We start from the raw sequence: 22,051 nt of genomic DNA on the forward strand, positions 1-22,051 counted from the left end.
GGCCGGCCGGCGATCTCGGGCGTGATCGACGGGCGCTTCCGGGTGACGGCGCCGGTCATGCGCCGGGGCGGCGACGCCGTGCTCTACCTCCTGTCGTTCTCGCTGCCGACGGGGCGGATCCGCGACGTGCTCGCCTCCGGCGGCGTGCCGGAGGGCTGGGTGATGAGCGTCATCGACCGCGACCAGCGGATGCTGACCCGCACCCGGTCGCCGGAGCGGTTCACCGGCGTCAGGGCGCCCGACGAATTGCGCCAGGCCACCGGGCCCGAGGGCAGCTGGCGCGGCCGGTCGATGGAGGGCGAGCCGTACTTCGTCGCCTATGCGCGGGCGGGCGTCCCGGACTGGCGCGTCGCCGTCGGGGTGCCGGACGAGGCGCTGGCGGCACCGGTGCGGGACTCGCTCCTCTGGTTCGCCGGGCTCGGCGGCATGCTGGCCGCCATCGCGGCCGTGCTGGCGCTCGCCTTCGCCCGCGGCATCGCCGCCCCCCTGCAGGCCCTGCGCGACCAGGCAGTGGCGCTCGGCCGCAACAAGCCGGTCCCGGCGCTCGCCGGGGTGCCGGCGGAGGTGGCGGCGGTGAGCGCCGAGATCGCCGACGCGGCCCAGCGCCAGCGCGAGCGGGTGACCGAGCGCGAGCGGGCCGCCGCGGCGCTCCGCTCCGAGACCCAGCGCCTCGAGGTGCTGAACCGCCTCGGCACCGCGCTGGCGAGCGAGCTCGACCGCCAGCGCCTCGGCGACGCCGTGGTCGAGGCCGCGACCCGGCTGACCGGGGCGGCCTACGGTGCCCTGTTCGAGCGGGTGCCCGAGGGGCCCGACGGGCCCGAGCACTGGCAGCTCCTCAGCCTCACCGGCGGACCGCGGGAGGCCTTCACCCGCTTCGGCCTGCCGCGGGCGACCACCCTGTTCGGCGAGACCTTCGCGGCCCGCGGGGTGGTGCTGAGCGAGGACGTGACGCGGGATCCGCGCTACGGCAGCCACGGCGGCATGCCGAAGGGCCACCTGCCGGTGCGCAGCTACCTCGCGGTGCCGGTGGTGTCGGGCACCGGGGCGGTCCTCGGCGCGCTGCTGTTCGGCCACCCCGAATCGCACCGCTTCGGCACCCGCGAGGCGGCCCTGATCGAGGGTCTGGCGGGCCAGGCCGCGGTGGCGATGGACAATGCCCGCCTGTTCGCCTCGGTCCGGCGCGAGCAGAACCGGTTCGAGGCCGCCGTCCAGGCGGTGCGCGGCGTGCTCTGGACCAACGACGCCGAGGGCCGGATGACCGGCGACCAGCCGGCCTGGGCGGCGATGACCGGGCAGACCCCCGAGCAATATGCCGGCTACGGCTGGGCCGATGCGGTGCATCCGGACGACCGCGCCGGCTCCGTCGAGGGCTGGAACGCCGCGGTGGCCGAGCGCCGCCGCTTCACCTACGAGCACCGGGTGCGCCGTCACGACGGGGTGTTCCGCACCTACGCGATCCAGGCGGTGCCGGTGCTCGATGCCGGCGGCACGATCCGCGAATGGGTCGGCGTGCATTCCGACATCACCGAGCAGCGCGCCGCCGAGACGGCGTTGCGCGAATCGAACGAGGAGATCCAGCGCTACGCCTACATCGTCAGCCACGACCTCCGGGCGCCGCTCGTCAACATCATGGGGTTCACGAGCGAGATCGAGGCGGGCCAGGACGACATCCGTGCCGCCCTCGCCGGGCGGCCGCAGGCGGAGCGGATCGACGCCGACCTTACCGAGTCGGTGAGCTTCATCAAGGCGGCGATCACCAAGATGGACGGGCTGATCAACGCCATCCTGAAGCTGTCGCGGGAGGGGCGGCGCAACTTCCAGAACGAGCCCCTGGCGATGACCGCCCTGGTCCAGGGCCTCGCCGACGCGCAGCGCCACCAGGCCGAGACGGCGGGCGCGGTGGTCGAGATCGGCGACCTGCCCGACATCGTCGCCGACCGGGTCGCCGTGGGGCAGATCTTCGGCAACCTGATCGACAACGCGATCAAGTACCTGGCCAAGGACCGGCCGGGCCGGATCACCGTCACCGGGTCGGTGTCGGACGGGCTCGCCGTCATCCGGGTCTCCGACAACGGCCGCGGCATCGACGCCCGCGACCACGGCCGGGTGTTCGAGCTCTTCCGCCGCTCCGGCGTGCAGGACCGGCCGGGCGACGGCATCGGGCTCGCGCATGTGCGCACCCTGGTGCGGGCGCTCGGCGGGCGGATCGACCTCTCGTCCGAGATCGGGGTCGGCACCACCTTCAGCGTGACGCTGCCGCTGCGCCAGGGCTGAGGTTCGGTGCAACGCGAGGTTAACGTGACCGCGCTGTTTTCTACGCCAGCCACGTGTCCAAACGGGGCGGGATGTGGTCTAGAGAGCGGATGACGGGAGCATGACTCCCGCGGATGACCGCGGTCGGCGCGGTTTGCGTGAAGAAGTCAGGGACGTCCCGGTGCGGCCGGGTCCCGCCACGGGGAGTCGTCAGTGCCGGCCGTACACATCGTGATGATCGAGGATGACGAGGGCCACGCCCGGCTGATCGAGCGGAACATCCGCCGCGCCGGCGTCAACAACGTCATCGAGTCGTTCCGGGACGGCACCTCGGCGCTCGCCGCCCTGTTCGGGCCCGACGGCAGCGGCGAGATCAACGCCGGCCGGCCGCTCCTGATCCTGCTCGACCTCAACCTGCCGGACATGACCGGCATCGACATCCTGCAGAAGGTGAAGTCGAACCCGCACCTGCGGCGCTCCCCCGTGGTGATCCTCACCACCACCGACGACCAGCGCGAGATCCAGCGCTGCTACGACCTCGGCTGCAACGTCTACATCACCAAGCCGGTGAACTACGAGGGCTTCGCCAACGCGATCCGCCAGCTCGGCCTGTTCTTCTCGGTGATGCAGGTTCCGGAGAGCGCGTGACCGTGACCGAGCCGGTCCGCGTCCTCTACATCGACGACGATCCGGGGCTGGCGCGGCTCGTCTCCCGCACGCTCGCGGGCCGGGGCTGCGAGGTCGCGCACGCGGCCGACGGCGAGGCGGGGCTCGCCCGCATCGCCGGGGAGCGCTTCGACGTCGTCGCCCTCGACCACCACATGCCGAACGAGACCGGCCTCGAGATCCTGCCGCGCATCCGCGCGCTCCCCGACGCGCCGCCGGTGATCTACGTCACCGGCTCGGAGGACAGCCGCGTCGCGGTGGCGGCGCTCAAGGCCGGCGCCGTCGACTACGTCTGGAAGGACCTGCAGGGCCACTTCCGCGAGCTCCTGGCCGAGGCGGTGGCGACCGCCGTGCTCCAGGACCGCACCCGCCGCGAGAAGGAGCGGGCCGAGGCCGAGGTGCGCGAGGCGCGCGACCGGGCCGAACTGCTCCTGCGCGAGGTCAACCACCGGGTGGCGAACAGCCTCGCGCTCGTGGCGGCCCTGGTGCGGATGCAGGCGAACACGGTCACCGACGCCTCCGCCCGCGCCGCGCTGGAGGAGACCCAGACCCGCATCACCGCGATCGCCGGCATCCACCGGCGCCTCTACACCTCCGACGACGTGCGGGTGGTGGCGGTCGACGCCTACCTGGCGACCCTGGTCGAGGACCTCGACGGGGCGATGAACGCCACCGGCCAGCGCCACCGCATCCTGCTCGACGCCGTCCCGGTCGAGGTCGCGACCGACAAGGCGGTGTCCCTCGGGGTGATCGTCACCGAGCTCGTCACCAACGCCTACAAGTACGCCTATCCGGAGGGCGTGACCGGCGAGATCCGCATCACCGCGCGCCGCGACGGCGACAGCCTGCGCCTCACCGTGGCCGACGACGGCGTCGGCTGGCAGGGCGCCGGCACCCCGCGCGGTACCGGCCTGGGGTCCCGCATCGTGCGCGCCATGGCGTCGAACCTGCGGGCGCAGATCGATTACGCGCAGGCCGAGCGCGGCACCGCGGCGAGCATCGACATCGCGCTCTGAGCGGGCGGCCGATGGCGGGTCGTCGTCACCACGCCGCATGGGGCTTCAGCCCCCGTACCCGCGCCACCGCGGCCTCCAGCCCCGCCCAGGCCGGCGCGTCCGGCGCGTAGCGCGCCCGCGCGAAGGCGACGACCTCCGCCACCTGCCGGTCGGTGAGGGTGTCGCGAAAGGCCGGCATCGCGGCGGGGGGCGCCGAGGGATCGGGGAGGGGGAAGCGCTCGGCCGAGGCCGGGACGCCGTTGAGGACGGCCTGGATCAGGTTGTCCGGGTGCGCGCTGTGCACCGACGTGACGAGGCCGAGCGGCACGAGGTCGCCGCCGGCTCCGCCCTCGTGGCAGGCGGCGCAGGCGCCCTGGAACAGCGAGGAGGCCGGGGCCGTGACCGCGGCAGCGACCGTGGCGACGGCGGCCGGCGCCGCGCCGGCGAGGCTCGCGAGGTAGACCGCCATGGCGCGGATGTCGGCATCGGGCAGGGGCGCCAGGGAGGCGACCACGTCGGCCATCGGGCCGGCGGCGCTGCCGTGGCGGGCCGAGCGGCCGTGGCGCAGGTAGGCGAAGAGGTCGTCCTCGGTCCAGGGCAGGGGCGCGCGCGACAGCCCCGCGAGGGCCGGGGCCTCCCAGCCGTCGGCGAAGGCGCCGCGAAGGTGGGCCGCACCGCGCCGCTCGGCGCCGAGCGCGTTGCGCGGGCTGTGGCAGGCGCCGCAATGGCCCAACCCCTCGACCAGGTAGGCGCCGCGGTTCCAGTCCGGCCCGCGGGCCGGATCGGCGAAGGCGGCCGGGCGGTGGAACAGGGCGTTCCAGTCCGCCATCAGCGGGCGCACCCCGAAGGGGAAGCGCAGGCGCGTCTCGGGGACGGGCGCCGCCACCGGATCCTGCGCCATCAGGTAGGCGTAGAGCGCCTGCAGGTCGCGCTCGGACACGTTGACGAAGCTCGTATAGGGATGGGCCGGGTAGAGGTGGTGCCCGTCCCGCGACACCCCCTCGCGCATCGCCCGGGCGAAGGCCGGATAGGACCACGCGCCGATGCCCGAAGCGACGTCCGGCGTGATGTTCGAGGCGTAGATCGTGCCGAAGGGCGTCTCGAGCCCGCGCCCGCCCGCGAAGGAGGCCCGGCCCGGCCCGGCATGGCACACGAGGCAGGCGCCGGCCGCCGCGACGAGGCGCCCCTGCGCGATCGTGGCCGCCGCATAGGCCGCGGGGTCCGGCCGCTCGATCGACGGATAGGCCGGGCGCCACGGCATGAGGGTGAGGCCGAGCGCGAGCGCGCCCGCCCCGGCGCCGAACAGCCCGGCGAGGAAGCCCCGGCGCCGGCGCGGGCCGTCGTCGGGCCCGGCGATCCGCGGCGGGTTCAGGGCGGCGCGGACGGTCTCGGCGGTGAGCGGCAATTCGCGGAAGCGGATGCCGGAGGCATCGAACAGCGCGTTCGTGATCGCCGCCGCGCTCGGCACGGAGGCCGACTCGCCGGCTCCCAGCGGCGGCTCGCTCGGCCGCGGCACCATCAGCACGTCGATCTCGGGGACCTGCGGGAAGGCGAGGATCGGGTAGCTGCCCCATTCCCGGCTCGTCACCCCGGTGGCGTCGAAGCCGACCGATTCCTTGAGCACCCGGCTCGTCGACTGGACGACGTTGCCGTGGATCTGGTGGCGCACCCCGTCCGGGTTGATCATCAGGCCGGAATCCTGGCCCACCACCACGCGGGTGACGGCCACCTCGCCGGTGACCCGGTTGACCGCGACGTCCGCCACCCAGGCGGCCCAGGCGGCGGCCTTCCCGGGGAACGGCCCGTGGACGTAGACCGCGTAGGCGAAGCCCCGTCCGTACAGGACGTCGCCGGCCCCCCCGTGGGTCCCGGGCCCGGTATGCGGCACCCAGGCGGCGCGCTCGGCGACCGCGCGCACGAGGTCGGCGGCGCGGGAATCGCTCAGGTAGCGCAGGCGGTACTCGATCGGGTCGACGCAAGCGGCGGTGGCGAGCTCGTCGATGTAGGATTCGTGCGCGAAGGTGTTGGGCAGGGCCGAGACGCCCCGCAGCCACGAGGCGCGGGCGATCGGCGGCATGTCGTGCACCGTCACCCGGGCGTTGCCGAAGGCGTAGGGCGGCACCGCCGTGCGGTCGCCCATCGGGTACACGGCGGGGTTCGCCGCGACCTTGCCGGTGAGGATCAGCGCCAGCGTCGGGGCGCCGTTCGAGGGGTAGCGGGTCTCGAAATCGTAGGCCGCCGGGCCCCCCTCGGCGTCGAGGCCGCCGCGCACGTCCATGACCTGGGCCGCGCCCTTCGGCTCCCAGGCGTGCTCCTGCTCGCGGGTGAGCTGCACCCGCACCGGCCGCCCGACCGCCCGGGCGAGGAGGGCGGCGTCCGCCGCGACGTCGTCGGCGCAGTTGCGGCCGTAGCACCCCGCCGCCTCGTGGCGCTCGATCGCGATCCTCTCCTCGGGCAGGTCGAGAAGCAGCGCGAGGTCGCTCTGCAGCACGTGCGGGTTCTGGGTGCCCGACCACACGACGAGGTCGCCGTCCCGGAACGCCGCGACGGCGCAGGACGGACCGATCGAGCCGTGCATCTGGTAGGGCCAGACGTAGGTGCGGTCGAGGCGGGGTTCCGCGTGGGCCAGCGCCCGCTCGACGTCGCCGCGCTCGAGGAGCCGGCGCGCCGTCGCGGGGTTGCCGCGAAGCGCCGCCTCGGGCCGGTTGAGGTCGGGCAGGCCCTGCGAGGATCGCCAGGTCACGGCGAGGCAGCGGGCGGCCTCGGCGGCGTTCTCCTCGCGCTCGGCGACGATTCCGACGAAATCGCCGAGCCTCACCACCGCGACGAGGCCGGGGATGTGGGCGACCGAGCCCTCGTCGACCGCGAGCAGCAGGCCGCCGAGCCCGGCATCGACGCCCGGCGTCGGCGGCCGGACCACGCGGCCGTGCACCATGCCGGGCACCCGCACGTCGTGGACGTAGGTCCAGGCGCCGGTGGCCTTTTGCAGGATGTCGACCCGCGGCACCGGCCGGCCGACGATGCGGTAATCCTCGACGGCCTTCAGGGCCGCGTCGGGGTCGAGGGTCAGCTCGGTGCGGCCTCCACGCACGAGGTCGCCGTAGGCCGCGCACAGATCGGGCTCCGCCGCGACCCGGACGATGCCGGCTTCGACGGTCAGCTCCCCGATGCCGCGGTTGAGCCGGCGCGAGGCCGCCTCGACGAGGTGGCGCCGCGCGGTGGCGGCGGCCTGGCGCAGGGGGATCGCGGCGATCTGGATCGTCTCGCTCGCGATGGTGCCGCCCTGGTCGGGGGCGGTGGCGGTGCTGCCGAGCTCCATCGCGACGTCGCCGAACGGCACGTCGAGCTCCTCGGCGACGATCTGGGCGAGCGCCGTGCGGATGCCGGTGCCGAGGTCGACGTGGCCGTTGAAGGCGGTGACCCGGCCCTCGCCGTCGACCGCGAGGTAGAGGGCCCGCTGCGGCCCCGCCGCCGCGGCGGCCCCCGGCGCGTCGCCGAGGCGGGGCGGGCGGCCCATCGTCTCGCGGTAGACCAGCAGCAGGTCGCCCGCCTCCTGCCAGTGCCGGCGGCGGGCGGCGGGATCGGGGTGCTGCTCGGTCATGCCTCTCCCCGGGAGCCGGCCTCCGCGCGCATCTCCGCGGCGGCGCGAACGGCGCGCAGGATCTCGATATGGGTGCCGCAGCGGCACAGGTTGCCCTGGAGCCCGGCCCGGATCTCGGCCTCGCTCGGGGCGGGATTGGCGGCAAGCAGCGCCACCGCGGTCATGATCATGCCGTTCAGGCAGTAGCCGCACTGCGCCGCGTTCTCGGCGACGAAGGCCTCCTGCACCGGGTGCAGCCGGCCCCCCTGGCCCAGGCCCTCGAGGGTCGTGATCCGGCGCCCGACCGCGGCCCGCAACGGGATCGCGCAGGACCGGAGCGCCCGGCCGTCGACCAGCACCGTGCAGCTGCCGCACTGGCCGAGGCCGCAGCCGTATTTCGGGCCGTTCAGGCCGAGGTCGTTGCGCAGCACGTAGAGGAGCCGGGTGCCGGGCGCGGCCTCCACCGTCACGCTCCGCCCGTTGACCGCCAGCACGTGGCGGACCGGTACCAGGCGGGGGTCGTTGGCGATCGGCCGCCGATCGTCCTGCATGCGGTGCCGTCCTGCCCCGGGCCCCGGCTGTCGTCGCCGGCTGCCTTTGTTCTCACAGATTTCCGGCGCGACCGGAACCGGGCCGCCCGTGAATTTTGACGACTTGCAGGACCTCGGCTTGCAGGACCTCGGCTTGCAGGACCTCGGCTTGCAGGACCTCGGCTTGCAAGACCTCGGCCACTCGGCAGGCCGGGTTGCAGGCGGCCGTCCGGCAAGGCCGTGCCGAGACCGCGTCGGCGGATCAGGTCCTGGCCGGTTCCGTCACTTTCTTCGAGACCGCGAGAAGGTCCGTTGCGGGACGTGGTCCGGCACCGGGCCCTACGTTCTGCGATCGTCCACGCGTCGCGCCACACGTCTCGACGAGCGGGGTGGTGGAATCGTCGGGCTCGACCCCGAGATCTGCATCGCGGCCGGTACGACGATCCGGGTCCGCCGCGGTCCGCGCGATCGGCTTCCGGCCGGGACGGCGCGGCATCGTCGGGGACCGGTCCCGTCGAGCGATGCAGTCTTCGACGGCTTTGTCGATCGCGTACGGTGATGAGGAACGGGTGGTTCGCCGCTTCTCCGCGCCGGTCGCCGGCGACCCGGAAGACGCATCCGCCGAGTATCCATGTCCGGCGAACGCTTTGCCCGCGCGTCGTCGTCGAGACATCACCCGACGGTGTCGCCCTCGATTGGCGCCGCGGGTTGCCGCCGCCGCCCGGTTTTCCGCGATGCGTGGTTCATCACGCCGCTGCAGCACGCGGCCCGCGATAGACTTCAAGTCGAGGCGCGACCGTCAACGCCGAACGACTTAAATTTGTTAATGATTTACAGTTAAATTCATGTAAAATTTATCAAAAATAAATGAATCAACATTGATCTGGAGGATGACTTGACCGAAGGAACCATCCAAACCGGTCCGCCGGACGGCGAACCCGAGCAGGCTGCGGTCGTCGGGTCCGATGCCCCGCCCGCCGACGAGGGCTCCGACGCCGCCGCGTCGGAGCCGACCATCGTCGCCGATGAGACGACGTCCGCCACCTCCGCACCGATCAGCATGTTCCGCCCGACCATGCATGACGGATCGTCCGCGTCGGAGACGGGGGGCAGGACCGTCCCGGCGCGGCCGCTGGAGACGCAGCCCGACGGCCCGACCGCCGGCGAGTTCGCCTCATGCAACGATCCGGACGGAGCCGCCGACCAGGCCCTGATCCTCGGCCCGTCGGCCGGGGAGGGGGCCGGCGACGGAGGCGATCCGGTCGCGGGGGCATCGGACGGGGTGACCGCGCCGGCGGTCGCGGCCGACCTGATCGACGGGACGAACCTCTTCGGCGACCGGGCCGCGACGTGGTCGGGCGACCCGTCCGAGGTCGGGGCAGGCTACGACTCCGCTGCGTCGCACGCCGAGATCTGCCTGTGCGAGGAGCCCGGCCTCGCGGCCGGCGAGGCACCGGCCCTCGCGTCCTGACCCGGCGCACCTCCGGGCCCGGTCCCGGAGCGACGAGGCGGCCGCGACGGGAGCGGCCGGCCTCGTCGCGAGCGCCGTCACGCCGCACGCCGCAGGCGCTTGTTCCGCCTCCCGTCTCCGCTAGCTCCCCGTGGCGACCTCGGGGGGTGAACGATGCAGCAGCGCTGGCCGGACCGGATCTGGATCGTGCGGCACGGCGAGAGCGCCGGCAACGTCGCCCGCGACGCCGCGCAGGCGGCCGGACACACCCATATCGACATCGCGGAGCGCGACGTCGACGTGCCCCTGAGCCCGCTCGGCGAGCGCCAGGCGACGGCGGTGGGGCGGTGGTTCTCCGAGAAGCCAGCCTCCGAGCGGCCCGACGTGGTGCTGACCTCGCCCTATCGCCGGGCCGACTCCACCGCCCGGCTGATCCGCGAGGCCGGGGGCGTCGCCGACCCCCTGCTCGACTACGTCGCCGACGAGCGCCTGCGCGAGAAGGAGTTCGGCGTCCTCGACCGGCTCACCCGCGAGGGCATCATCCAGCTCCACCCCGACCAGGCCGAGTTCCGGCGCCTGCTCGGCAAGTTCTACCACCGGCCGCCGGGCGGCGAGAGCTGGTGCGACGTGATCCTGCGCCTGCGCAGCGCCCTCGACACCGTCTCGCTGCATTACGGCGGCCGGCGCGTGCTGGTGGTCGGGCACCAGGTCGTCGTCCTGTGCCTGCGCTACCTCATCGAGGGCATGACCGAGGACGAGATTCTCCGCATCGACCGCGAGGGCGACGTCGCGAATTGCTCGGTCACCGAGTACGCCTTCGATCCCAACCGCGGCAGCAGCGGCAAGCTGGTGCTGCAGCGCTACAACTTCGTGGCGCCGCTGACGCAGGCCGGCGCCCCGGTGACGGCCGAGCCCGACGCCACGGGAGCCGCGCGATGACCAGAGGGACGATCGTCCGGGAGATCACCGCCGAGACCCTGCGCGGCCTCCCCCTGCCGGACTCGGGCGGCGGCAGCAAGGAGGCGCGCGGCAGCGCCCTCGTGATCGCCGGCTCGGTCGAGGTGCCGGGCGCCGCGATCCTCGCCGGCACCGCGGCGCTCCGGGCCGGGGCCGGCAAGCTGCAGATGTCGATCGCCGCCGGCACGGCGCCGCACGCCGGCCTGGCGGTGCCCGAGGCCCTGGTGGTGCGGCTGCCGGAAGGCGAGGGCGGCCACGTCGACCACGGGCAGGCCGCCGAGGTGCTGCTGCCGCGCACCGAGCGCGCCGCCGCGGTGCTGATCGGCGCCGGGATGTCGTCGGGCGAGCCGACCAGGGCGCTCACCGCCGCCCTGCTCGAAGGCCCGTCGGAGGCGCCCTTCGTCCTCGACGCCGCGAGCATCGACGGGCTGTGCGAGAAGGCGCAGGCGGTGCGTGCGCGCGCCGGGCGGGTGGTGATCACGCCGCATGCCGGCGAGATGGCGCGCTGCCTCGGCTGCGAGCGCGACGCCGTCGAGGCCGATCCGCTCGCCGCGGCGCGCAAGGCCGCCGACATGCTGGGCGCCGTCGTGGTGATGAAGGGCGCCGAGACCTGGATCGTCGATCCGGCCGGCGGGACCTGGCACTATGCCGGTGGCGGCGCCGGCCTCGCCACCTCCGGCTCTGGCGACGTGCTCGCCGGGATCATCGTCGGGCTTCTCGCCCGCGGGACGACGCCCGCCGAGGCCGCCGCCTGGGGCGTGTTCCTGCACGGCGAGGCGGGGCGGCGGCTGGCTCGGAGCTGCGGGCCGATCGGGTTCCTGGCGCGGGAGCTGCCGGGCGAGGTGCCGGGCCTGATGCGGGACGTGGCGGAGGGTGCGCTCTGACCCGCGCCCGGCACCGCTCCCGTGCTCAGGCCGCCCTCACGGTCGCGAGGAAGCGCCGCAACTCGGAGGCGAGGTGCTCGGAATGGCGCGACAGCTCCGCGGCCGAGGCGAGCACCTGGCCCGCGGCGCCCCCCGTCTCCTCCGAGGCGCGCGCCACGCCGGCGATGTTGCTCGTCACCTCGCTGGTGCCGGACGCGGCCTGGACGACGTTGCGGACGATCTCCCGCGTCGCGCCGCCCTGCTGCTCGACCGCCGCCGCGATGCTCGCCGCCGTCGCGTCGATCTCGCGGATGCGCGCCGTGATGGTGTCGATGGCCGCGACCGCCTGATCGGTCACGCCCTGGATCTCGCCGATCTGGCCGGCGATCTCGTGGGTGGCCCGGGCGGTCTGGGTGGCGAGGTCCTTCACCTCGGCGGCCACCACCGCGAAGCCGCGGCCGGCCTCGCCGGCCCGCGCCGCCTCGATCGTGGCGTTGAGCGCCAGCAGGTTGGTCTGGCGCGCGATCGTCGAGATGAGGTCGACCATCTCGCCGATCCGCCCCGACGTCGTCCTCATCGCCTGGACGAGGCGGGCGGTCTCGTCCGCCTCGGCGACGGCGTGGCGGGCGAGCCCCGCCGAGCCCTGGACCTGCCGGCCGATCTCGCCGACCGAGGCGCCGAGTTCCTCGCTCGCCGCCGCCACCGTGGTGACGTTCGCGGCGGCCTCCTCGGCGGCTGCGGCGACGTGGCCCGATTGCCGCGCCGTTCCGGCCGCCGTCTCGCTCATCTGCTCGGCGGTCGCCTGCAGCTCCGTCGCCGCCGCCGAGACCAGGTCGACGATGCCGCCGACCGTCGTCTCGAAGCCGTCGGCCATCTGGCGCATGCCGGCCCGGCGCTGCTCCTCGGCCGAGGCCCGGGCGAGGGCGGTCTCCTCCTCCAGGCGGCGCGTCCGGATCAAGGTCTCGCGGGAGGCCTCGAGAGCGGCCGCGATGGCGCCGATCTCGTCGGCCCGGTCCCGATAGGGCACCGGGGCGTCGACGTCGCCGCCGGCCAGCCCGCCCATGCGCCGGATCAGCCGGTCGATCGGCCGCGTCACGCCGGCACGGACGTAGACGAGGCCGGAGAGGCCCGCGGCGAGGGCCGCGCAGCACAGGAGGCCGGTCAGCCCGAGGGCGCGGGAATAGGTGGCGTCGGCCGCTTGGCGCGCCTGCTCGCCTCCCGCCGCGTTCAGGGCGGCACCGCGATCGAGCGCGTCGAGCGCCGCATCGAAGGACCGGCGCGAGGCCTGGAACAGGTCGTTCAGGGCGACGTGGTCCCGTGAGCGCGACGCGGCCACGATCTTCGCCCGCACGGCCAGGTATGCCGCCCATTGCTGCCGGAACGCGTCCCACACGGCCCGCTCCTCGGCGCTCGAGATCAGCCTCTCGTAGCGGCCCGCGACCGCGTCCACGTCCGTGAGGCGGCGGTTCGAGACGGCGTCGAGGTCGTCCACCGGCTCGATCGCCGTGACGTAGCGCGCATCGACGAGGCGCAGGCGCGTCACCTTGTACTTGAGCTCGCCGAGTTCCCGCACGCTCGGCAGCCAGTTCTCCGACAGTTCGAGGGCATTCGCGTTCACGGCGCGCAGCTGTGCGGCACCAAGGATCCCTTGCGCCAGAAGCCCGATCGAGAGAAGCGAGATCAGTCCACCCAAGACGTACGACAGTTTGAGCTTCATCATTCGGCCTCTCTCGTCGCCTCCACACATCGTCCCGGAGCGTCAATTTTCCCCTAAAATTCCAGGATTGTCCTGCCGCAACGGCGTAGGTATTTATTCTGCGACTCCCTGTGCAGCAGAGACGAGCCCAGGGAGACGGCACGGCGCAACTCTCCCTTGGGGCCGGTTAGTCCCAAGATCCGCTCGCGCGGACCGTCGGGGCCGCGCGCCCGGCGCCGGCGATCGCGCGCGGCCTCGCGGCCGCGAACCCGGGCGCCGCCCGCGTGTTGGAGAGGCGACGCTTCCTCACGGACAGGCCGATGATCAGGACCGCCTTCACGCTCGCCCTCACCCTCGGCCTTCTCGGCACCGCCGAGGCCCAGACTGCCCCGGTGCCGCCGCCGAGCGACGCCGTCGGCGCGCCGGGCCCCGGCACCGGGACGAAGCCGCCCGCGTCGCGCCCGACGCAGAACCTTCCGGGCAACCCGAGCAGCACCTCCGTGCCCGGCACCAATCCGGGCGTCTGGATCGGCGGCAGCCCGACCGCGGGCCCGCCCGGATCCGGCGGCACGGCGGGCGGGCCGGCGGCGGGGAACCGCTGAGCGAGCACCGTTCGGGATCGAGGCCTGGCGGAGACCCGAAGGCCTCGCGTCCGACATGCGGCCGTTTCGGCGAAGGGGAGACGTCCAGTGCTGAAAATCCACCATCTCGGCCGCTCGCAATCCGAGCGCATCCTCTGGCTGTGCGAGGAACTCGGGGTCGCCTACGACCTCGTCCGCTACGACCGCGACCCGGTCACCATCCTGGCGCCGCCGGACTTGCGGGCGCTGCACCCGCTCGGGGCGGCGCCGGTCATCGAGGATGACGGGGTCGTGCTGGCGGAATCCGCGGCCATCGTCGAATACGTCATCGTGCGGCACGGCGGCGGCCGGCTGCGGCTCGGGCCGGAGCATCCCGCCTATGCCGACTACCTGTACTGGTTCCACTTCGCCAACGGGAACCTGCAGCCGGTCGTCGGGCGTCTGATGATGGTGGGCCGCGTCGGCCTCGCCCCCGAGCATCCGGTGCAGAAGGCGGTGCAGGGGCGCCTCGACCGGGTGACCGCGCTCGTCGAGGCGCGGCTGTCCACGGTGCCCTACCTGGCGGGCGGGGAGTTCACGGCGGCCGACATCATGAGCGTGTTCTCGCTCACCACGATGCGGCTGTTCCAGCCGATCGACCTCGCGCCGTTCCCCGGCATCCACGCCTACCTGCGGCGCATCGGCGAGCGCCCGGCCTATCGCCGCGCCATGGCGAAGGGCGATCCGGGCTTCGCCCCGATGCTGGCCTGATCCTCACGCTGCCAGCCAGTCCCGCAGGAGCGCGCTCGTCTCCTCCGGCCGCTCCAGCGGGGGCAGGTGCCCGCATTCCGGCAGGACGTGCAGGCGCGAGCCGGCGATGCCGTCGTGCATCTCCCGGGCCAGCGCCGGCGGCGTCAGCAGGTCGTCGGCGCCGACCGCCACCAGGGTCGGCACCCGGATCGTCGCCAGGGTCGGGCGGCTGTCGGGCCGGTCGAGGATCGCGCGCTGCTGGCGCAGGAAGGCGGCGCCGCCGACCCGCTCGGCCATCGCCTTCACGGCCTCGCCCACCGGGCCGTGGACGTGCGAGGCGTGGACGAGCTTCGGCAGCAGGCGCGTCGTGACGCCGGCGAAGCGCCCGACCTTGAGCTGGTCCATGCCCTGGCGCCGCGTGGCGGCGCGCTCGTCGCTCTCCGGGGAGGCGGCGGTGTCGAACAGGGCGAGGCGGGTGACGCGCTCGGGCGCCCGGCGCAGGATCTCGAAGGCGACGTAGCCGCCCATCGACAGGGCGACGAGGCCGAAGCGCTCCGGCGCGGCCGCGAGCGCGCGCCGCGCCATCGCGGCGATCTCGTCGTCGAGGGTGAGGTCCGCCACCGACGCGGCCGCCCGATCGGCGAGCGCGTCGATCTGCGCGCGCCACAACACCGCGTCGTTGAGGAGACCGGGCAGGAACAGCAGCGGGGCGAGGTCGGGGGTCATGGTCGGCCTTTCGCCGCCCCTTTTGGCCGGATCGAGGGTCCGGCGCCAGGGGCGGCGGAGCGCTTCAGTAGGAGCGCGGCATGCCCAGCACGTGCTCGGCGATGTAGGACAGGATCAGGTTCGTCGAGATCGGCGCCACCTGGTAGAGGCGGGTCTCGCGGAACTTGCGCTCGACGTCGTATTCCTCGGCGAAGCCGAAGCCGCCGAAGGTCTGGATGCAGGCATTGGCCGCCTCGAACGAGGCGTCGGCGGCGAGCATCTTGGCCATGTTGGCCTCCGCACCCGGATTGGCGCCGGCCTCGTAGAGGCGCAGACCCTCCTGCACCATCAGCTCGGCGGCGCGCATGTTGGCGTAGGCCTTGGCGATCGGGAACTGGATGCCCTGGTTCTGGCCGATCGGCCTTCCGAACACCTGGCGCTCGCGGGCGTATCCGGAGGCCTTGGCGATGAACCACTTGGCGTCGCCGACGCACTCGGCGGCGATCAGCAGCCGCTCGGCGTTCATGCCGGACAGGATGTAGCGGAAGCCCTTGCCCTCCTCGCCGACCAGGTTCTCGGCCGGCACTGCCATATTGTCGAAGAACACCTCGCAGGAATTGTGGTTCATCATCGTGCGGATCGGCCGGATGGTCAGGCCGCGGCCGAGCGCCTCGCGCATGTCGACGATGAAGGTCGAGAGGCCGTCGGTCTTCTTCGCCACCTGGTCGCGGGGCGTGGTGCGGGCGAGCAGCAGCATCAGGTCGGAATGCTCGGCCCGGCTGGTCCAGATCTTCTGGCCGTTGACGATGAACTTGTCGCCCTCGCGCCGGGCGGTGGTGCGGAGGGCCGTGGTGTCGGTGCCGCTCGTCGGCTCGGTGACGCCGAAGGCCTGGAGCCGCAGGCGTCCGGCGGCGATCTCCGGCAGGTAGCGCTCCTTCTGGGCCTGCGTGCCGTGCCGCAGCACCGTGCCCATCGTGTACATCTGGGCGTGGCAGGCGGCGCCGTTGCAGCCGGAGCGCTGCACCTCCTCCAGGATCGCCGCCGCCGCCGAGAGCGGCAGGCCGGAGCCGCCGTACTCCTCGGGGATCAGCACCGAGAGGTAGCCGGATTCGGTCAGCGCGTTCACGAACTCCGTCGGGTAGGCGCGCTCCGCGTCGAGCCGGCGCCAGTACTCGTCGGGGAAGCGCGCGCAGAGCTTGGCGACCTCCTCGCGGATCTCGGGATGCCGGAGGGCGTCGGTCTCGGTCATTCGGGCGTCTCCATCCACGGGCGCCCGCCTCGGGGCGCCTCGGCGCGTCGTTCGGGCGGGAGGCTACACCGATCGCGGGCGCCTGTGTCACTCCCCGATGAGCCGTCGGCGCTTGCAGGACCGGGCGGCCCGCCCTGTATCCCGTCCGGGGACCCGTTTCCGGATCATCTTAGCCGAGAGCGGGTTCCGGGTGCCGGACGTCCAACCGTCGAGGATGCATGCGCGCGGCCGACCTCAGCTTCGCCCCCGCCGATTTTCTCCGGCTGATCGAGGATGTCGGCCTGACGGGGAGCTGGGCCTGGGTCTTCGCCTCGGACGTGCAGACCTGGTCGCCCGGCCTCTACCGCCTGCTCGGGCTCGATCCCGTGCGCACGCGGCCGAGCTACGACCTGCTCGCCGGCTTCGTCCACCCCGACGACCGGCTCCACCTGGCGAGCGCCGCCGACCTGATCCAGGGCCACGCCCTGCCCGAGCGCGAGGTGCGCGTCGTGCGGCCGGACGGGACCCTGCGGACGCTGGCGCTGCGCACCGAGCTGCACCTGACCCCGGAGGGCCGCCCGCGGGCGGCGGCCGGCATCGCCCTCGACGTGACCGACCCCGCGGCCCTGCTGCACCTGCGCCGCGCCGACCAGCGCCGGCGCAGCGCCTGGTTCGCGCAGGCCCGCGTCCTGTTCGTGCCCGTCGGCCTCGACATGAGCTTCGACTTCCCGCCCGAGGCGGCGCGCCTCGCCGGGCGCTCCCTCGACGAGGTGAACGCCGATCCCTTCGCCGACGTGGTGCCGGAGGAGCGCGCGGCGTTCCGCGACAGCGTCGCCCGGCGCCGGCCGGGCCTGGTGTTCCAGGGCGCCCCGCTGATCCGCCACCGGGATCGGGCGCCCGAGCGCTACCGGATCCTGTCGGTGCCGGTCCACGACGACCAGGGCCGCCTGATCGAGCGCAGCGGCCTGATCTACCCCGCCGCCCTCGGCGCCCCCCCGACGGCGGACGGCCTGCGCGAGGGGCTCGAACAGGCGGTGGAGGGCCGCCACCTGCGCGCCGCTCGGGCGCTCCTCGACTGGTCGATGGCGACGCTCGCCGCGGCGAGCGGCCTGTCGCTCTCGACGGTCCGGCGACTGGAGGAGGGGGACGGCCCGGCCGCCCAGCGCTCCCGCCACCAGGCGGTCGCGACCCTGCGCCGCGCCGGCATCCGCTTCGTCGTCCTCGACGACGGCGCCGTCGCGGTCGCCCGGACCTGAAGGCGGTTCAGGGGAGGGCCGCGGCGGAGCGGGGAGGGGCGAACAGCCCGGCCTCCAGGTAGCGCCCGACCGCGTCGGCCGCGCCGGCCGACGAGAAGTGGCCGGAATCGGCGTACAGGAACGTCCCGCCCCGAGCGTAGGGACAGGTCGCGGCATCGCACAGGACGGCGTTCGGATCGACGAAGGTCGCGGAGGCGGGCAGGACCGACCGCAGCACGCCGTTGAGGCCGGTCTCCGCGACCGGGCGCCAGCGCCCGGCGGCATCCGGCGGGTCGCGGCGCTGGTGATAGGCCAGGAAGGCGGGATCGAGGGGAAATTCCGGCGATTGCCCGACGACGTGGACGCGGGCCCCGAGGGCGATCACCTGCGCGACGGTCTCGTGCAGCAGGGCGGGGACGTTGCGGTCGCGCTGCGCGCCCCAGCGGGCCGCCAGCACCACGTCGCGGATCCCGAGCCGGCGGATCAGCGCCAGGGCGTTATCGTTGAAGGCCCGGCAATGCGGCACGACGTACGAGGCGACGCCGAGGGTCGGCCGGCACCCCGCCGCCGTGTACTGGAGGAGGTTGCCCGGCAGCCTCTCGGCGTGCCGGATCAGGCCGGGCACGTAATGGGCGGCGAAGCTGTCGCCCCAGAGCAGGACCAGCCCGTCCTTGCCCGTGGTCCGGGTGCAGGCGGCCTGGTCCCAGGCCTGCCAGGTCTGGTCGGCGAACAGGAAGCAGGTGCGGTGGTTCCAGGTCTCGGTTCCGGGCACCGGCCTGACGCGGAAATCCGGGAAGCGTCCGGGCAGGCCGCCGCTCGCCGTCCCGGCCCAGCCGAGGCACGCCAGCGCGAGCGTGGCGGCGAACCCGGCGGCGAGGGCCGGCCGCGCGGGCGCCTGCGGTCGCCGGAAGGGATGCTCGACGAAGCGGTAGGAGAGGGTGGCGAGGAGCAGCGTCGCGCCGATGACGACGACCGTCTCGGCGACATCGAGATCCCGCATCAGGCCGATCCGGGCGAGCACGATCAGCGGCCAGTGGATCAGGTAGGCCGAGTAGGAGATCAGCCCGACGGCGACGAGCGGGCCGGCCGCCAGCAGGCGGGTGGCGGCGCTCCCGCCTCCCGGCTCCCCCCCGAGGCGGATCAGCAGGACGGCGCCGAGGCAAGGCGGCAGGGCGCCGGCGCCGGGAAACGGCGTCGCCTCGGTGTAGAGGAAGGCCGGGGCGAGGATCAGGGCGAGGCCCGCGAGGCCGGCAGCCTGGCGCAAGGCCGGCGGCAGCGCGACGCTGCCCCGCGGCGCCATCGCCAGCAGGACGCCGAGGAGGAGTTCCCAGGCCCGGGTCGGCAGCAGGTAGAAGTTCGCCGTCGGCGCGTAGTGGCCGGCATAGACGCTCAGGCCGAACGACAGCGCCGCGACGAGGCCGAAGGGGAGCCAGAGCCGCCGCAGCCGCAGGCGCACCGCGAGGAGGAGCGCGACCGGGAGGAGGAGGTAGAACTGCTCCTCGACCGAGAGCGACCAGGTGTGGAGCAGCGGACGGTAGAGCGCCGCGGCGTCGAAGTAGCCCGACGAGCGCCAGAAGTAGATGTTCGCCACCGACAGGGCGGAGGCCGTCGCGCTGCCGGCGTAATCCGCGAGCTGCGGCGGCAGCAGCAGCCAGTAGGCGGCGAGCGTGGTGAAGGCCAGGGTCGCGACGAGCGCCGGCAGGATGCGCCTGACCCGCCGCGCGTAGAACTCGCCGAGCCCGATGCCGCCCGATGCCGCCTCCCGCAGCAGCCCGCGGGTGATGACGTAGCCGGAGATGACGAAGAACACGTCGACCCCGACGAACCCGCCCGGCATCCAGGCGATGCCGGCGTGAAAGAGGATCACGACCAGCACCGCGACGGCGCGCAGTCCGTCGATGTCGGGCCGGTAGGCAGCGGCGGTCGCATGCCCGGTCACGCCAGATCGCATGATGGATGTCCTCGGACGAAGGCTCTGTCTTCCCGTCTGGCCGTGGGACGCGAGGGTCCGCGCTCGCCTCGGGGCGGAGCCGGCGGCCCCGCCCCGTCCGGCGATCGTGTCAGCTCCTCCGACGACGGGTTCAGTGTAGGAAGAGCGCCGCCCGGAGACAGCACAGCCTTTCTCCGTAATCGACGGGTCCACCTCCGCCATTCGTCGACACCGATTTCTCGGGATGTTTCGCGAAGGCGGCGCCGTCGCGATGCGGCGCTCTGGAGCTGAGCGGATGTTTCCTGATGATCTGATCCGCAAGATCGAAGACGAAGCCCTCTCCAGAGTGGGAGAGAGGCTCGACGCGCCGGCGCGTGCCGAACCTGCTTCACGGCGCAGCCCGTGAGCGCCGTCGGAGAGGCACACCACCCGAGGGCGCTCCTCCGAAAGGCGCAAGGCGGCCCGGGACGCCGTCAGAAATCGGCGTGGAGGCGGGTGCCGAAGAAGTTCGCCGGGCCGCGGTCGCGGTTGTAGGCCGGATTGACCACGAGCTGATAGTTGAACGACACCGTCACGGCCTTGGTGAGGCTGAGCGCGTAGTAGGTCTCGAGGGCGCGCTCGGGGGCGTAGTTGAGGCGCCCGTCGCCGATCAGCAGGCCCAGGCCGCCGTTGGCGAAGAAGGCGCGGTGCGACGGCGACAGGCCGTTGACCGCCGCGCCGATGCCGACCGTGTCGCCCGGCCGCTCCCAGGCGGTGCCCTTGAGCGAGAGCCCGCCCGAGAGGCTGCGGTCGATGTCGGTGAAGGACAGGCTCTCGTTGCGGCCGTCCGAGACGCTCGCCCGGGCGAACAGGCCGAGGTCCGGCGTCAGCGCCTGCTCGAGGTTGACGTAGGCGCCGGTCTTGCGCCGGGGGCGACGCGTCGCGGCGGCCGCGTCGTTGATGTCGTCGAACACGCCGCCCTGCGTCAGGTCGACGACCTGGCGGTAATTGGCGGTGTTGCCGACGTTGCTGAACAGGCCGATGCGCAGCTTGCCCGGCTGGTCGAGCCCCGGCAGCACGTGGCGCTCCTCGAACTCGATGTTGGCGCCGGCGCGCTCGAAGACCCGCGGGTCGAGCACGTCGTTCGAGGGCTGCTTGGGCACCTGGGTGTAGGCGGCCCGGATCGCGAATTCCGGCCGGTTGTACTCGACCATCACGCCTTGCGTGAAGCCGGGCAGGTTCGCCGGGAAGTCCCAGGCCGAGGAGCCCCAGATCGACCAGTTCATGAAGTCGACCCGGGGGTCGTGGGCGTAGACGTTGCCGTCGAAGAAGTCGCCCAGCGCGAACTTGCCGGCGACCACCGTGATCCGCTCGACGTCGCGGGTCATCGCCACCTGGTTGACGCCGTCCGGCACGTCCTCGGTGACGCCGCCGAGGCCGAAGGTCTGGCGCACGAAGAAGCGGTTCGAGCGCAGCTTGGGGAACGGCGCGCCGGCCTTCTGGGCCTCGCCGTTGACGAAGCCGGCGACGCCCAGCGTCCGCGACAGGCCGAATCCCTGGGAGAATTCCGGGTTGTAGTACAGTTCGGTGCTGTCGGTCAGCTTCACGCCGAGGAACAGGGTCGCGGTGGTGGTGGCCTGGGCCTGGCGCGGCACCAGGCTGTTCTCGCCGCGATAGGGCGAGCGGAAGCCGGGCACGCCCTGGTTCACGAAGGTGGTCTGGCCGTGGAACGAGTAGCGGCCGGTGTCGCGGCTCGCCGGGGCGTCCTCGGCCACCTCCGCCGGCAGCCTCAACCCGTAGGGGTACCAGGACAGCCGCGCCATCATCTGGTGCGACGAGAACGCGGCCTGGGTCGTGACCGGGCCGAGGCCCGGCACGCTGCCGAGGTCGAACCGGCCGGAGCGGCCGAGATCGATGTAGCGGTAGTCGAGGCCGAGGGCGAGGTTCGGGGTGATGGCGTATTGCACGCCGGCCCCGAGGGTGAAGCCGAGGAACGACAGGTCCTTGCGCGCCGTCGCGACCGCGCCGGTGGCGAGGTCCGGATAGGTCGCCATCACCCGGGCGCTCGCGCCCGCGAGCCCGACGGTCGCGTAGACGAGGTAGCTCTCGAACGCGTAGCCGAGGCGGCCCCTGAGGGCGCCGTAGAGGTCGGTCTTGTCGCGGAGGAGGGTGAAGGGCGGATCGACGCCCTCGTAGCCGAAGCCGAGGGCGGTGGAGGGGACCGGGCGCTTGAGGTTGGCGCCGTAGAGGTCGGCCTCGATCCCGTAGAGGTACGGGCCCGTCTGCCAGTTGGTGCCGCCGAACAGCCCGCCGACCGCCGTGGTGGCCTCGCGGCCGGCATCCGAGCGCCGCGTCGAGTCGCCGCTCTGGAAGGCCGGGATCGGCCGGCCGCCGACGGTGCTCGGCCCGAAGCGGTAATTGCCGAACGAGGCGCCGGCGCTGCCCTCGATCCCGAGATAGGGGCCGGACCAGTCGACGTAGGACGGAGCATCCGCCGCGGCGGGAGCGGAGGGCCGAAGGTCGGCGGCCCTCGCCGTGCCGGCCCACAGGCTCGAGGCCACCCCGATCGCGGCCAGCCCGATCCCCGCTCCGCCCGTCCGCCGCATCGTGCTCCCCCGTGCCGTTCCGGCGGCCAGGTATAGCCAATGCTATATTCCTGGCAACCGGCCGCGCT

15 protein-coding genes and 2 pseudogenes are annotated in these 22,051 nt (G+C 73.5%); 10 read left to right on the forward strand and 7 right to left on the reverse strand.

Annotated features, from left to right (window positions below):
• Positions 1 to 426: 426 nt before the first annotated feature.
• The 4 genes and pseudogenes from DK419_RS30030 to DK419_RS23865 all read left to right on the forward strand — a co-directional run.
• Positions 427 to 1,092, forward strand: a pseudogene (locus DK419_RS30030) (GAF domain-containing protein); the annotation flags it as partial.
• A gap of 45 nt (positions 1,093 to 1,137) precedes the next feature.
• A pseudogene (locus DK419_RS30035) lies at positions 1,138 to 2,274 on the forward strand (sensor histidine kinase); the annotation flags it as partial.
• Between the two features lie 213 nt (positions 2,275 to 2,487).
• Positions 2,488 to 2,901, forward strand: coding sequence for a response regulator (locus tag DK419_RS23860; protein ID WP_064503883.1), 414 nt, complete (start codon positions 2,488 to 2,490; stop codon positions 2,899 to 2,901).
• Complete coding sequence (locus DK419_RS23865) at positions 2,898 to 3,935, forward strand: sensor histidine kinase (protein ID WP_109961301.1); 1,038 nt, start codon at positions 2,898 to 2,900, stop codon at positions 3,933 to 3,935. Before DK419_RS23860 ends, DK419_RS23865 begins: the two co-directional genes overlap by 4 nt.
• Before the next feature lie 25 nt (positions 3,936 to 3,960).
• Here the strand turns inward: DK419_RS23865 and DK419_RS23870 are convergent, their stop codons facing one another.
• Positions 3,961 to 7,515 (reverse strand): molybdopterin cofactor-binding domain-containing protein, encoded by a 3,555-nt coding sequence (locus tag DK419_RS23870; protein WP_245442673.1) that lies wholly within the window; start codon positions 7,513 to 7,515, stop codon positions 3,961 to 3,963.
• Positions 7,512 to 8,045, reverse strand: a complete 534-nt coding sequence (locus DK419_RS23875) for a (2Fe-2S)-binding protein (protein WP_109961302.1) — start codon at positions 8,043 to 8,045, stop codon at positions 7,512 to 7,514. The genes DK419_RS23870 and DK419_RS23875 overlap by 4 nt, the downstream gene beginning before the upstream one ends.
• An 874-nt stretch (positions 8,046 to 8,919) precedes the next feature.
• On the opposite strand from DK419_RS23875, the gene DK419_RS23880 reads away from it, so the two are divergent.
• The 3 genes from DK419_RS23880 to DK419_RS23890 all read left to right on the forward strand — a co-directional run bounded on the left by DK419_RS23880 (position 8,920) and on the right by DK419_RS23890 (position 11,315).
• Positions 8,920 to 9,495: a hypothetical protein gene (locus tag DK419_RS23880; protein ID WP_109961303.1), complete on the forward strand. Its 576-nt coding sequence runs from the start codon at positions 8,920 to 8,922 to the stop codon at positions 9,493 to 9,495.
• Between the two features lie 153 nt (positions 9,496 to 9,648).
• Entirely contained in the window at positions 9,649 to 10,413 is a 765-nt protein-coding gene (locus DK419_RS23885) for a histidine phosphatase family protein (protein ID WP_109961304.1), read from the forward strand.
• On the forward strand, positions 10,410 to 11,315 hold the full coding sequence (locus DK419_RS23890) for an NAD(P)H-hydrate dehydratase (protein WP_109961305.1): 906 nt from the start codon (positions 10,410 to 10,412) through the stop codon (positions 11,313 to 11,315). Before DK419_RS23885 ends, DK419_RS23890 begins: the two co-directional genes overlap by 4 nt.
• Positions 11,316 to 11,340: 25 nt before the next feature.
• On the opposite strand, the gene DK419_RS23895 is transcribed toward DK419_RS23890, so the two are convergent.
• Positions 11,341 to 13,011, reverse strand: coding sequence for a methyl-accepting chemotaxis protein (locus tag DK419_RS23895; protein WP_425352682.1), 1,671 nt, complete (start codon positions 13,009 to 13,011; stop codon positions 11,341 to 11,343).
• A 299-nt stretch (positions 13,012 to 13,310) separates the two neighbouring features.
• Here DK419_RS23895 and DK419_RS28830 point away from each other — a divergent pair, with 299 nt between their 5' ends.
• Positions 13,311 to 13,592, forward strand: coding sequence for a hypothetical protein (locus tag DK419_RS28830; RefSeq protein WP_162561379.1), 282 nt, complete (start codon positions 13,311 to 13,313; stop codon positions 13,590 to 13,592).
• A gap of 87 nt (positions 13,593 to 13,679) precedes the next feature.
• The gene (locus DK419_RS23905) at positions 13,680 to 14,321 is read left to right on the forward strand and encodes a glutathione S-transferase family protein (RefSeq protein WP_109961307.1); all 642 of its coding nucleotides are present in this window, start codon (positions 13,680 to 13,682) and stop codon (positions 14,319 to 14,321) included.
• A gap of 3 nt (positions 14,322 to 14,324) precedes the next feature.
• Here DK419_RS23905 and DK419_RS23910 read toward each other — a convergent pair whose 3' ends face one another.
• Together DK419_RS23910 and DK419_RS23915 are read right to left on the reverse strand one after the other, a co-directional pair.
• Positions 14,325 to 15,026, reverse strand: a complete 702-nt coding sequence (locus DK419_RS23910) for an alpha/beta fold hydrolase (protein ID WP_109961308.1) — start codon at positions 15,024 to 15,026, stop codon at positions 14,325 to 14,327.
• A 64-nt stretch (positions 15,027 to 15,090) separates the two neighbouring features.
• Complete coding sequence (locus tag DK419_RS23915) at positions 15,091 to 16,254, reverse strand: acyl-CoA dehydrogenase family protein (protein WP_109961309.1); 1,164 nt, start codon at positions 16,252 to 16,254, stop codon at positions 15,091 to 15,093.
• Between the two features lie 218 nt (positions 16,255 to 16,472).
• Here DK419_RS23915 and DK419_RS23920 point away from each other — a divergent pair, with 218 nt between their 5' ends.
• Entirely contained in the window at positions 16,473 to 17,489 is a 1,017-nt protein-coding gene (locus tag DK419_RS23920) for a PAS domain-containing protein (protein ID WP_245442675.1), read from the forward strand.
• Positions 17,490 to 17,496: 7 nt separating this feature from the next.
• On the opposite strand, the gene DK419_RS23925 is transcribed toward DK419_RS23920, so the two are convergent.
• Entirely contained in the window at positions 17,497 to 19,407 is a 1,911-nt protein-coding gene (locus tag DK419_RS23925) for an acyltransferase family protein (protein ID WP_208642240.1), read from the reverse strand.
• A 464-nt stretch (positions 19,408 to 19,871) separates the two neighbouring features.
• Entirely contained in the window at positions 19,872 to 21,983 is a 2,112-nt protein-coding gene (locus DK419_RS23930; protein WP_109961311.1) for a carbohydrate porin, read from the reverse strand.
• Positions 21,984 to 22,051 lie beyond the last annotated feature (68 nt).

It is taken from the genome of Methylobacterium terrae (genome assembly GCF_003173755.1).
GTDB classification, from domain to species: Bacteria; Pseudomonadota; Alphaproteobacteria; order Rhizobiales; family Beijerinckiaceae; genus Methylobacterium; species Methylobacterium terrae.